Origin of the sequence: Nocardia sp. NPDC052001, from assembly GCF_040680615.1 — a bacterium.
In the GTDB taxonomy this organism is placed as follows: Bacteria; Actinomycetota; Actinomycetes; order Mycobacteriales; family Mycobacteriaceae; genus Nocardia.
In genome coordinates, this window is the sequence record NZ_JBFAXC010000003.1 from 26,962 (window position 1) to 39,231 (window position 12,270).

Below are 12,270 nucleotides of genomic sequence, written 5' to 3' on the forward strand. Positions count from 1 at the left end.
CCGGGATGATGGTCTCGCGGTCTGTATGAGAGATAGTGCGGTGCAAGGTTTTTCGATGAGCAGGAGTGTGCGGTGACCCTCGACCCCGATCAGACCGGCCCGATTCGGATCGACGGCCCGACCGAGTGGCCCGCCACCGTGGTCGGCGCGCACCGCCTGCGCGAGGACCTCACGGTGGTCCGGCTGATCGGCGAGTTCGTGCCGTTCGCGCCGGGCCAGTCGGTGGAGGTGCGCACCCCGCAGCATCCGAATATGGTGCGCCGCCTGTATCCCGCGCTGCCGCCGTCGCTGGACGGCAAGCTGGAGTTCCACATTCGCACCGTGCCCGGCGGCTGGTGCAGCGGTTCCATGGTCGCCGACACCCGTACCGGCGACGAGTGGAAGATCCGCAATCCGGCGGGCTGGCTGGCGGTGGCCGACAATGCCACCGACCTGATCATGATCGCCGACGGTGTGGGCCTGGCCCCGTTCCGCGCGCTGCTGCTGGATATCTCACGCCGCGAGCAGCCCCCGCGCACCCACCTGTTCGTCGGCGGCCGCTTCCCGCGCGATCTCTACGCCGCCGATATGCTGGCTCTGCTCGCGAACGAATTGCCCTGGCTGACAATCATTCCCGTGGTGCTGGACGAGCAGGATCCGGAGTGGATCGACGACTGGTACGAATCCTGCCGCGTTGACATCGGCTTCCAGCCCGAGGAACTGATCCCCGGCACCCTCGCCGAGGTGGTCCACCGCTTCGGCCCGCTGGACCTCCAGCAGATCCTGGTCTGCGGCGGCGCGGCCATGGTGCAGTCCACGGTGGAAATGCTCATCGCCACCGGCACCCCACGCGAACTCATTCGCTACGAAGGGTTCTGAGAGTTGAGTGGTGCCCCGCGCCGCTGCCGAGCGACAGGCAGCGGCGCGGGGGTCTTTTCGGGAGGGGTCAGAAGAGCGGATCGTGGCGGATGTTCTTGGTGGAGGTCCCCGCGGCCATCAGCCGGAACTTGGTGGTCTGCACCATCGACGGCGACCCGACGATTTGCACATCGCGGTCGTCCCAGGCGCCGAAACTCGCGACCACCTTGCCGATTTGGCCGACGACGCGCGGTTGCAGGCCCGGATGTTCCTTGGGCTCACTGGAATTGGAGAGCTGCCACCACGGATCCTCATCGCTCTCGGTGACCGGGGTGACGGTGAGCCATTTATTGGACTGCGCGAGCTGTCCGAGGATTTCCAGATCGTAGAGGTCGCACGGGTAGTGACCGCCGACGAACAGATCGACCTTGGGATTGGAGCGACGCTGGGTCATGGCCATGAGTTGTGCTCGCAGCGGGGCGATTCCGGTGCCGCAGCCGATCATGAGCATCTTGCGCCGGGTATTGCGGGGCACGCCGAGACCGCCGAGCGGTGAGCCGATCAGCCACTTCTCGCCGACCTTGGTGTGCCCGACCATGGCCGGGCTGACCCAGCCGCCGGTGACGCCGCGAATGTGGAATTCGATCTCGCCGCTGGGATTCGCGGGAATCGCCGGGGAGAGATAGCGCCACATGCGGGGGCGCGAGGGGATCTGCACGCTCATGTACTGACCGGCCGCGTATTGGATGGGCTGATCCAGTTTGAGCCGCACGATCGCGAGATTGCGCAGTACCTCACGGTGTTCGATGACGGTGCCGGTCCAGACCGGTGGTGTGGTCTCCCGGTCCGCGGCCTCCATCATGGTGGAGGCGATGACCGTGAGACCCTCGTCCCAGGCCCGGCCGATCTCATCGGTCCACAGCTCGGTGCCCGCGTACGACTCGAGTGCGGCCTTGAGTGACTTCCCCACTGCCGCATAGTGTTCGCCGATCACACCGTATTTGCGGTGGTCGCGGCCGAGCTGCGCCAGGAAGGGCAGCAGCTTATCGGGTTCCTCCAGGCGGTCCACCACATAGGCGATGGCCTTCACCAGCCGATCGCGCTGGGCGTCCAGCGCTGCCGGGAAGAAGTCTCGAACCTGGGGGTACTCCGTGAAGAGGATGGCGTAGAACGATCGAGCGAGTTTTTCGGGGCCACCATCCTCCGCAGCTACCGCCTTGAACGTCGTTCTTATCAATGCGACGGTCCGCGAATCCATTTGTGTCACAACCCCATTTCGCACTCGAACACAAGCCAGGGCCGGTGAGTGCAGTGCTGCGGGACACTCGACAGCAGCCGTTGCTGAGCAACTATAGGCGAGGTTTGCCAGCAACGGAATGAGTCGTTTCAACAACATGCCTGTAATTCCCCGAAAACGATCCTGCTGCAACCAAACCTGCACGAAAACAGACTGTTCAACTGGGAAACGCCGGTGGACACCGGCTTTCGGCTACCGATCTTGGGGGATTCGTTTTGCAATCTTCAGTAAGGGAGCGATCCTGCCGCAACCATGACAGGCGATGAATTCCCATGCCACAGCTGGACAAAACATACATTTAGCAAACAATACAACCGAGCGGTCTGTATTAATTTCACGGCCCGCCAACGCAATAAAAAAGCAGCGCCCCGACATTCGGAGCGCTGCTTCCCGTTTCCCGCTGGCTATCGCGTGCGGCGTTGCCCGACTACTGCGTGCGGCGATGCCGCGGCTGCCACACCACCAGCGCCGTACTGCGCTGCGGCGGAGTCAGATCCGGGCGGTATCCCGCACGGAGCCGATCCACCTCACCGCTCAGTTCGGCCACGCGCTGCTGGAGTTCCTCGACCTGATTGGTGAGTTCGATGATCCGTTTGATGCCCGCGAGATTCACGCCCTCGTCCTGGGACAGGCGCTGTACCTCGCGGAGCAGCTGCACATCCCGATCGGAGTAGCGCCGCCCGCCGCCCGAAGTACGTTGCGGCGAAACCAAACCCAGTCGGTCATAGGTGCGCAGCGTCTGGGCGTGCATGCCCGCCAGCTGCGCCGCCACCGAGATCAGGAAGTACTGTGCCTCGGCGGCTTTCTTCGGATCGGAACTCATCACGCACCTGCCCAGCCTGCACGCGGATCGAATCCACTGGTCTTCTCCGCCTCCGCATAGCGCCGGAGCGCTTCGGCGGCATTGTCGTCCAGCTTCTGCGGGATGGCGACCTTGACGGTGACGAGCAGATCGCCCGCCCCGCCGTCGCGCTTGGGCACACCCCGCCCGCGTACGCGCAGGGTGCGGCCGTCGGCGGTGCCCGGGGGCACCTTGACGCCGACGCGTCCCTCCAGTGTTGGCACGGAAACCGTTGTACCCAAAACGAGTTCGCTGTAACTGACCGGCAGCACCAGGGTCAGATCGTCGGCATTGCGGCCGAAGACCTTGTCCTGACTGACGTGCACGGTGACGAACAGATCGCCGGGCGGTGCGCCCCGCAGACCCGCCTCACCCTGACCCGCCAGCCGAATCCGCTGCCCATCGCGCACGCCCGGGGGAATGCGCACGGTGATGGTGCGGGTCCGATTCTGGATACCGGTGCCGTGGCAGTCGACGCACGGATCATCGATGATCGATCCGGTGCCCCGGCAGTCCTCGCACGGTTCGCTGAATCCGAACGCGCCCTGATTGCGGCTGACCACACCCGCGCCATTGCAGTGCGGGCATACGCGCGGGCTGGTGCCCGGCTTGGCGCCGCTGCCGTGGCAGGTGGTGCAGGCGGCCGGACTGGTCATGCGCAGCGGAACCGTCACGCCCTGGGCGGCCTCGCGGAAGCCCAGTGTCGTCTCGGTTTCCACATCGCTGCCGCGCCGCGGCCGCGATGAGGTGCGGGTGCCGCCCCGGTTGAACAGTCCGCCGAGCAGATCGCCCAGTCCGCCGTCACCGGCGCCGGCCTGCTGCCCGCCGAAGATGTCACCCAGGTTGAATTCCTGTGAGAACCCGCCGCCGGGCTGACCGTAACCGGCGCCCGGAGTGAAGCCGCCGCGGCCGAAACCGCCGCCCGCGAAAAGCTTTCGCGCTTCGTCGTACTCCTCGCGCTTCTCCGGATCGGACAGCACGGCGTGCGCCTCGCTGACCAGCTTGAACCGCTCCTCGGCCTTGGCGTCACCCGGGTTCTTGTCCGGATGCAGGTCGCGGGCGAGTTTGCGGTACGCCTTCTTGATCTCGTCCTGGCTGGCGCCGGAGGCGATACCCAGCTCCTTGTAGAAGTCCTTCTCGAGCCACTCCCGGTTCACCGGGCATCTCCTCCTCTCGAATTCCTCGGCGCCGCGGTCCCATTCGGGACCACCGGCTTCGCGGTCTCGCGAGAGACCGCCCGAACGGCCCCGGCCGGGGCCATCGGTGTGTTACTCGGTACCAGCGGCATCGGGGCCGGCGTTCGTCGTATCCGATGCGGCCGGGCCGTTCAGATCCTCGGGCGCGTCGGTGACCCCGACCATCGCGTGCCGCAGCACCCGATCGCCGAAGCGGTAACCCTTGCGCATGACCATGCCGATCACCGGCTCATGGCCGGAGCCCTCGTGCTGGACGGCTTCGTGCAGGGTCGGGTCGAAAGGATCGCCCGCCGCGCCGAATTCCTCCAGGCCCTGCTTCTGCAGGGCGGTGGCGAGCTTGTCGGCGACCGCCTTGAGCGGTCCCTCCAGATCGCCGTGTGCACGCGCGCGGTCCAGATCGTCCAGCACACCGAGCAATTCGCTGACGACCGTGGCCTTGGCATTGTCGATGGTGGCCTTGCGGTCCCGTTCGACACGGCGACGATAGTTGGCGTATTCGGCGGTGAGCCGCTGCAGATCCGAGGTGCGCTCGGCGAGTTCGGCGCTGATGGCGTCGGCGAGGGAATCCTCGCTCAGCACGTCGGCGGCCGAAGCCGCGGCGAAATCCTCCGCCGCGACATCGCCTACCTCACCCGTGACCGGTTCCTGTTCCGGGTTCGGGTTCGTCACTTCTTCTCCGGCTCCTCGACGACCTCGGCGTCGACGACGGTGTCATCGGAGTCCGGCGCGCTCGAGCCATTGCTCGAGGCGGCCTGATCCGCGGCGCTCGCATCGTAGATGGCCTGGCCCAGCGCCTGCGACTCGGTCGCGAGCTTCTCCACCGCGGTCTTGATGACCGCGATATCGGTGCCCTTGAGCGCCTCGTTCGCCTCGGCGATCGCGGCCTCGACCTTTTCCTTGATGTCGCCGGGGACCTTGTCCTCGTTGTCCTTGATGAACTTCTCGGTCTGGTGCACCAGCGATTCGGCCTGGTTGCGGGTCTCGGCCTCTTCGCGACGGGCCTTGTCCTCCGAGGCGTGCGCCTCGGCGTCCTTGACCATGCGATCGATCTCCTCCTTGGACAGGCCGGAGCCGTCCTGGATCTTGATCGTGTTCTCCTTGCCGGTGCCCTTGTCCTTCGCGGTCACGTGCACGATGCCGTTGGCGTCGATGTCGAAGGTGACCTCGATCTGCGGCACGCCACGCGGGGCCGGCGGGATGCCGGTCAGCTCGAAGGAACCGAGCAGCTTGTTGTGCGAAGCGATTTCGCGCTCACCCTGGAAGACCTGGATCTGCACGGACGGCTGGTTGTCGTCGGCCGTGGTGAAGGTCTCGGACCGCTTGGTGGGGATGGTGGTGTTGCGCTCGATGAGCTTGGTCATCACGCCGCCCTTGGTCTCGATACCCAGCGACAGCGGGGTGACATCGAGCAGCAGGACGTCCTTGACCTCACCCTTGAGCACACCGGCCTGCAGGGCGGCGCCGACGGCGACGACCTCGTCCGGGTTCACGCCCTTGTTGGGCTCGCGGCCGCCGGTCAGCTCCTTGACCAGTTCCGAGACGGCGGGCATACGGGTCGAACCACCAACGAGGACAACGTGATCGATGTCGCCGACGGCGATGCCCGCGTCCTTGATGACGGACTGGAAGGGCTTGCGGGTGCGGTCCAGCAGATCGGAGGTGATCTTCTGGAACTCGGCGCGGGTGAGCTGCTCATCGAGGAAGAGCGGGTTCTTGTCCGCGTCGACGGTGATGTAGGGCAGGTTGATCGAGGTCGACTGCGAGGACGACAGTTCGATCTTGGCCTTCTCCGCGGCCTCACGCAGCCGCTGCAGGGCCATCTTGTCCTTGGTCAGGTCGATGCCCGAAGACGCCTTGAACTTGTCGACCAGCCAGGTCACGACGCGCTCGTCCCAGTCGTCGCCACCGAGGTGGTTGTCACCGGAGGTCGCGCGGACCTCGACGACGCCCTCGCCGATCTCCAGCAGCGAGACGTCGAAGGTGCCGCCACCGAGGTCGAAGACCAGGATGGTCTGTTCCTTGTCGCCCTTGTCCAGGCCGTACGCCAGTGCGGCCGCGGTGGGCTCGTTGACGATACGGAGCACGTTCAGGCCCGCGATCTGCCCGGCCTCCTTGGTGGCCTGGCGCTGCGCGTCCTCGAAGTAGGCGGGGACGGTGATGACCGCGTCGGTGATCTCCTCACCGAGGTACGCCTCGGCGTCGCGCTTGAGCTTCATGAGCGTGCGCGCGGAAATCTCCTGCGGGGTGTACTTCTTGCCATCGATCTCGACGGACCAGTCCTCGCCCATGTGGCGCTTGACGGACCGAATCGTGCGATCGACGTTGGTGACGGCCTGGTTCTTCGCGGGCTGACCCACGAGTACCTCGCCGTTCTTCGCGAAAGCGACGATGGACGGAGTGGTGCGCGACCCCTCCGAGTTGGCGACGACTACCGGCTCACCGCCTTCGAGAACGGCGATGACCGAGTTGGTGGTCCCGAGGTCGATACCGACCGCACGAGCCATGGTGATTCCTCCTGGTTGACGTACCTATGTGTCTTAGCGGCGAGATCCCTGCCCGTCCGGCGGGCAGGAATCTTCAGCAACACTGAGCGTGGTCGGCTCAATCCTGCACCCGATATCCGATCGGTGCAAGTTGAACTTGAGTCCGTCGCGCTCAACCTTGTCTGAACAGCACCAACTGGCGACTCACGACATCTATTCCCGGGGAGCGGAGAAATCTCCCGAAAGTGAGGTTACTTCGCGACGTTGACCATGAGCGGTTCACCCTGCGGCGAAACCACCAGGTAGCCGCTGCGCGAACCCTGCGTCGTATAGATGGAGACGGCCGGATCCTCACCGGTCCTGCGCTCGATGCTGATGTGCGAGATCGGAACGCCGGGCAATCCGGCCGAGGCGGGGCCGCCCGCGATCAGACCGGCCAGCTTCGGCAGATCGATGGTGGACAGATCCAGCGATTGGACGCTGGAGCTGCGCGAGGTATCACTGCTGCTGTGGAAAGTGCCGTCGTAGCGGTAGTAGTCCGCACGACCGTCCTTTGCCGAAGGTCGCTGAATCGACACATAGCCGGGGTAGAGCACCACTCGATCGACGGTGGTGTCGCCGAAGTGATCCCGGTATGCCGCAACGAAACTCGCAAGGCCCGCACCGGTGGTGGCGTCGGGCATCTCGGGCTTCGAGACGGTATTGCGGGCGATGCAGCCGCCGAGTGCGCCCACCACGGTCGCGACGCAGAGCGCGGCGATGGCGATCTTCCAGCGCCGCAGGTCATCTCGGCGTTGCGGCCGAAGCAGCGCGGTGCCAACGAGATTCGCCGGAATCTGGAGATCGTCGATGAGCTTGTCGAGATCGCCGAAGGTGCGCGCCTGCATCGCGGCGGCGGTGCGTGACGCGTGCTCGGCCTCGGTCAATTCGCCTTCGGCCTTGGCATTGTCCAGCAGCGCGCAGGCGTCGACCCGGTCGGCGTCGCGGACGCGCATGCTCTGGTTCCGGTAGTCGGCCATGTCCGTCCTATCCCTTGAACGGCGCAGTGCGGGTGACCACACCCGCCGGGGTGGCCTCGAGGAAGCCGCTCTCACTCGCCTTGTTACCCACGTAGATTCGGATGATCGGGGCAGGCGGCACCCCGCGCGGGGAGGACACCGAATCGGTTTCGAACCCGATATAGCTGATCGTCCCCTGGGCGACATTGAGGTCGGTGAGCGCCCGGGCGGCCAGTGCGCCGATGGCCGTCGTATCGACGGCACCCAGGTCGAAGACCGGGGCGTCGGATTTGCGGGTGGTCGGCGTCGAGCGCTGCTGGAATCCGCCCCGATAGTCGTACTCCGCCTGGCGATTCGACTGCCCCGGCACCATGCGCTTCAAGATCGCGTAGTCGGGATACAGGTTCAGCTCATCGACGGACAGATCACCGAACTTGGCCTTGTACAGTGCGAAGAACGCCGCGATCCCTTCTCCCGTATGCAGATTCGGGATCTTGACCACGACCGGCTCCACCACGCCGAGGTTCACCCCGGGCGGCGCGACCGGAATCGGCGCGGGCCGATTCACCGCCGCGAATCCCGCGATGAACAGCGCCGCGCAGGCCGCGAGCACGCCCACCCCGAACAGCTTCCCGCGATACGACCGTGGCGGCTGCGCCGGACCGGGCGCGTTCGCGGCCCGTTGCAGATCGGAGGTGAGGTCGGCCAGTTCCCCCAGAGTCCTTGCCTCCCCGGCCAGTTCGGTCAGGGCGCGATGGTCGGCCTCGTTCAGCTGCCCGTCGGCGAGTCCGGCGTCGAGCAAAAGGCAGGTTGCCGCACGATCGCTGTCCCGCGCCCGAGTGCGGTTGGGGTACCGGCTCGTCTCGGCCGGTTTGGTCGGCGGCGCGGTCACCCCCGCCGCCCCCTTCGTGGGTTGCAGATCCCCCGTCAGCCGCGCGAGCTGCTCCAGCGTCTGCGCCGCCTGCGCCCGCTGCGACCGCTGCTCGTATTCATCAGCCCCCAGCTGCCCTTCCTCATAGGCGGCGTCGAGCCGGGCCCGGGCGTTCACCCGGTCGATATCGCGCGCCCGCAATCGCCCGGCGCTGGCGGAACCCGACGCATCGGACGATCTCGCACTCACACGCGGATCGTATCCGCCCGGGCAGCGGATAGGGCGGCAACCTGGACACGCGCTATGTCCGAAATACCCGGTTTTCGCAGGTTGGCGGGCAAGATCTAGACGTTTGGACCGCTGCGACCGGAGGAGGCCCGATGGATGTGCGTTTCGGCATTTCGATCCCGCCCACCGCGGCGGCTCTGGAAGACGTTCTCGATATGACCAAGGCTGCCGAGGATGAGGGGCTGGATCTGGTCGGTATTCAGGATCATCCGTACGCGCCGGAATTCGGCGATACCTTCGCCGTCGTTGGGGCCTGTCTGAGCTCGACCAGGCGGATCACCGTCTATCCCGGGGTGGCGAATATGCCGCTGCGGCGACCGTCCATGATCGCGAAACAGGCCGCCACTTTCGACCTGCTCAGTGGCGGGCGCTTCGAATTGGGCGTCGGCGCGGGGGCTTTCGAGGACGGTATCGTCGCCATGGGCGGTCCGGTGCTGAAGGGCCGTGCGGCGCTGCGCGCCCTCGAAGAAGGTATCGAGATCATCCGCGCGGAATGGCGGCCCGGCCGCCTGGTCGCCGTCCAAGGTGACGAATACACCGTCCAGGGCATCGCGGGCGGACCCGCCCCGGCGCACGATATCGGCGTCTGGATCGGCGCTATGGGCCCGCACGCCCTCGACCTGATCGGCCGCACCGGCGACGGATGGGTTGCGCCGCTGCCCAATTGGCTCCCCTGGGAACACTGGCACGCCGCCCAGGACCGCATCGACGCCGCCGCCCGCGCCGCACACCGCGATCCGGCCGCCATCACCCGCATGGCCGCCCTCCCCGGCGTCATCAGCGACCGCTCCCTCAACCCCCACCCCCGCGGTAGGGACCCCATCCAGGGCTCCGCCCGCGAATGGGCGGAAATCATTGCGGCCCTGCACAGGAACGCCCGCTTCGACACCTTCATCTACTGGCCCCCGGGCTTCGACGTGGACCAAATCCACCGCTTCGCCCGCCAGGTCGTCCCCGCCGCCCGAGAGCTGCTCGAGGCAGCCACCTGAACCTCCCGATCAGTCCAGGAGGGGGAAGCGACCCGAATCGATCAGTCCGGCGATGGCGTCGATCTTCGCCTGTGGCGCGGCGTAATCCGGGTGTGCGCCGAGGATGGCGGCGGCATCGCGGAGGGTGGACATCTGCTTGGCGGCGGCGGCCACGTCGCGGCCGCCGGGGGTGACCTGGTGTCCGGCGAATGCGGGGCGGTGGGGATCTATACGACCGAGTTCGAGAGCCTTGTCGACACGACGTGAACACCGGCAGGGGGCTTGGGGATTGGCCAGGCCGCAGGTGTCGGTGAGGAAGTTGCCGATGCGTTTCTTGGCTCGCTCCAGGCGTTTTCGATAGGCGGCGGGGGTGGAGTCGGTGATCCAGGCCGCCTCGGCGGAGGACAGCGCGAAGATATCGGAGAGTACGAAGGCGATCCGCTCATCGCGCGCCAGGCATTGCAGCATGGCCTGGGTGCAGTTCAGCCGCACCTCGTGGGTGAGCAATTCGCCCTCGGGGCCGCGGTAATCCGCCTCCGACAGGCCATCTCGCAGATCCTCACCGAACGCGTCCAGGCTGACCTGTCGCTGCTCCTGGACCGTCTTGCGCTCGAGATTCAGCAGGTAATTCACGCCGATCCGATACGCCCACGTGAACAACTTCGCCTCACCCCGCCAGGTGCCGAGGTGCCCGACCACCCGCAACAGGATCTCCTGGGTGGCGTCCTCGGCGTCGGCGGGCCGCCACACCATGCGCAGCGCCAGCCGGTAGATCGGATCCTGAAGCAGCAGCACCACTTCGCCGACAGCGGTCCGATCCCCGGCGACGGCCCGCGCGACCAGTGCGAGCTCATCCGCATCCGGCCCCTGCTGGACAGCACTCTCGTCGGTCTCCATAACCGTCAGCCTGGAACGGGCGGCGGCGCGGCGCAAGCGTTGCCGGTGGGGATCACGGGGCGTGCCGAGTGCGCGCCCCGTGATCAGCCCTGCCACGGCGGATTCAGGCTACCGCCGGGGTGGTGGTGAGGGCGTGCCGCCGGATCCAGTCGGCGACGGCCGTGCCGATGGCGTCGGGCTGGTCCTCGGGGCAGTGGTGTCCGGCGGGACCGATATTCGCCACCTCGGCGGCGGCGAATGTGGTTGCGGCCCAGTCGATGATCTCGGGTGAGCCGAGGCCGACGCCGTCCTGGACGGCCATGACGAGTTTGGGCACTGCAGGCGTGTCCGCCATCCAGCGGTCGTAGTTCTCGATGGCGGCGACGACGTCGGCGGGTTCGCCGTCGAGCGGGAATTCGCGCGGCCACACCAGCATCGGCTTGCGCGAGGCCGGGGTCGGGTAGGGCGCGCGGTAGGCGTCCAGGGCCTCCAGGGTCAGCGAGCGGGTGGAGGCGGGCAGGTTGAATTCGATGAACATATTGCGTTCCAGGACCATCTCCTCGCCCTCGGGCGAACGGAAGCGCCGGAACAGTTCCGCGCCCGCGGGCGGCATCTCCGACCAGAGCATGGGCCGCAGGAAGGTCTCGACCACCGCGATGCCCCGCACCCGGCCGGGATGCCTTGCAGCCCAATCCATTCCGAGCGCACCACCCCAGTCGTGGCCGACGATGACGACCTGATCCAGCCCGAGCGCGTCGAACCAGGCGTCGAGGTAGCGGGCGTGATCGGCGAACCGATAGTCGCTGTCCGGCTTACCGGAAGCGCCCATACCGATGAGATCCGGTGCCAGCGCGCGATTTTCGCCGCTGACATGCGGAATCACATTGCGCCAGATGTAGTTCGAGGTGGGATTGCCATGCAGGAACACCACGGGGATGGCCCCGCTGCCGGTGTCGCTGTAGTTGATGAACGAGTCGAGCACGTCGACGGTGGCCATGAGGGTTGTCCTTCCGAGTGTTTTTCGCCTTCACCTGGTTGGACACGCACAGCCGCCGCCTGTGACTACCGAGCCGAGTGATCCACCTCACAGGCCGCGGCCGTACCGGGCGCGGCGGTGAGACCGGGGTGGATACCCGGGGTCAGTCCGTTGCCGACGGCCGCGCGCTGTAACAGCTTCACCATGACCGCCCGTTCGTCTTCATCGAGCGCCGACAGGATTTCCGCGTCCAGTCCCCGCGCCAGCGCGGTTGCCTCGGCGAGCAGTTCCCGGGCCGCCGGAAGCAGGTGCACGGCGTGCGCGCGCCGATCCGCGGGATGCCTGCGGCGTTCGACGAGCCCGCGTTTCTCCAGGTCGTCGACGAGTCCGACCATCACATTGCGGTGAATCCCGAGCGCCTCGCACAGCTGCTGCTGCGACCGCCCGTCATTGGCCTCGAGAATCCGCAGCGTGCCGAACTGCGGGGGTTTGATGCCGAGCGGGGTCAGCAGTTCGGCGAATCGGTACGCGGAGTGGGAGCCCAACTGCCCCAGCAGGAATGCGGGGGAATCGAACAGCCGCGGGTACTGGGTTCCGGCGTCATCGCTCACCTCGCCAGAATACAGCAATGCACAAAAT

The 12,270-nt window shown here is 66.6% G+C and carries 12 protein-coding genes; 2 read left to right on the forward strand and 10 right to left on the reverse strand.

From position 1 onward, the window contains the following. Window positions 1-72: 72 nt before the first annotated feature. Window positions 73-858 (forward strand): FAD-binding oxidoreductase, encoded by a 786-nt coding sequence (locus AB0L82_RS15610; RefSeq protein WP_364636258.1) that lies wholly within the window; start codon window positions 73-75, stop codon window positions 856-858. A 67-nt stretch (window positions 859-925) separates the two neighbouring features. On the opposite strand, the gene AB0L82_RS15615 is transcribed toward AB0L82_RS15610, so the two are convergent. From AB0L82_RS15615 to AB0L82_RS15645, 7 genes are all read right to left on the reverse strand, one after another. Continuing rightward, window positions 926-2,095 carry a globin domain-containing protein gene (locus AB0L82_RS15615; RefSeq protein WP_364636261.1) on the reverse strand — a complete coding sequence of 390 codons (1,170 nt, stop codon included), beginning with the start codon at window positions 2,093-2,095 and terminating at the stop codon, window positions 926-928. Window positions 2,096-2,561: 466 nt separating this feature from the next. Then, window positions 2,562-2,957, reverse strand: a complete 396-nt coding sequence (locus tag AB0L82_RS15620; protein WP_364636264.1) for a helix-turn-helix domain-containing protein — start codon at window positions 2,955-2,957, stop codon at window positions 2,562-2,564. Then, window positions 2,957-4,132 (reverse strand): molecular chaperone DnaJ, encoded by a 1,176-nt coding sequence (gene dnaJ / locus AB0L82_RS15625; RefSeq protein ID WP_364636267.1) that lies wholly within the window; start codon window positions 4,130-4,132, stop codon window positions 2,957-2,959. The genes AB0L82_RS15620 and dnaJ overlap by 1 nt, the downstream gene beginning before the upstream one ends. 111 nt (window positions 4,133-4,243) lie before the next feature. After that, window positions 4,244-4,840, reverse strand: a complete 597-nt coding sequence (grpE, locus tag AB0L82_RS15630) for a nucleotide exchange factor GrpE (protein WP_364636270.1) — start codon at window positions 4,838-4,840, stop codon at window positions 4,244-4,246. Further along, window positions 4,837-6,675 carry a molecular chaperone DnaK gene (gene dnaK, locus AB0L82_RS15635; RefSeq protein ID WP_364636273.1) on the reverse strand — a complete coding sequence of 613 codons (1,839 nt, stop codon included), beginning with the start codon at window positions 6,673-6,675 and terminating at the stop codon, window positions 4,837-4,839. Before dnaK ends, grpE begins: the two co-directional genes overlap by 4 nt. 230 nt (window positions 6,676-6,905) lie before the next feature. Then, complete coding sequence (locus tag AB0L82_RS15640) at window positions 6,906-7,673, reverse strand: DUF1707 domain-containing protein (protein ID WP_364636276.1); 768 nt, start codon at window positions 7,671-7,673, stop codon at window positions 6,906-6,908. 7 nt (window positions 7,674-7,680) lie between these two features. Continuing rightward, window positions 7,681-8,772, reverse strand: coding sequence for a DUF1707 domain-containing protein (locus AB0L82_RS15645; protein WP_364636279.1), 1,092 nt, complete (start codon window positions 8,770-8,772; stop codon window positions 7,681-7,683). A 131-nt stretch (window positions 8,773-8,903) separates the two neighbouring features. Here AB0L82_RS15645 and AB0L82_RS15650 point away from each other — a divergent pair, with 131 nt between their 5' ends. Then, entirely contained in the window at window positions 8,904-9,800 is an 897-nt protein-coding gene (locus AB0L82_RS15650; protein WP_364636282.1) for an LLM class flavin-dependent oxidoreductase, read from the forward strand. A gap of 9 nt (window positions 9,801-9,809) precedes the next feature. On the opposite strand, the gene AB0L82_RS15655 is transcribed toward AB0L82_RS15650, so the two are convergent. From AB0L82_RS15655 to AB0L82_RS15665, 3 genes are all read right to left on the reverse strand, one after another. Continuing rightward, the gene (locus tag AB0L82_RS15655; RefSeq protein ID WP_364636285.1) at window positions 9,810-10,676 is read right to left on the reverse strand and encodes an RNA polymerase sigma factor; all 867 of its coding nucleotides are present in this window, start codon (window positions 10,674-10,676) and stop codon (window positions 9,810-9,812) included. A gap of 103 nt (window positions 10,677-10,779) precedes the next feature. After that, on the reverse strand, window positions 10,780-11,652 hold the full coding sequence (locus AB0L82_RS15660; RefSeq protein ID WP_364636288.1) for a haloalkane dehalogenase: 873 nt from the start codon (window positions 11,650-11,652) through the stop codon (window positions 10,780-10,782). A 65-nt stretch (window positions 11,653-11,717) separates the two neighbouring features. Continuing rightward, the gene (locus AB0L82_RS15665; RefSeq protein WP_364636291.1) at window positions 11,718-12,242 is read right to left on the reverse strand and encodes a MarR family winged helix-turn-helix transcriptional regulator; all 525 of its coding nucleotides are present in this window, start codon (window positions 12,240-12,242) and stop codon (window positions 11,718-11,720) included. Window positions 12,243-12,270: the final 28 nt, after the last annotated feature.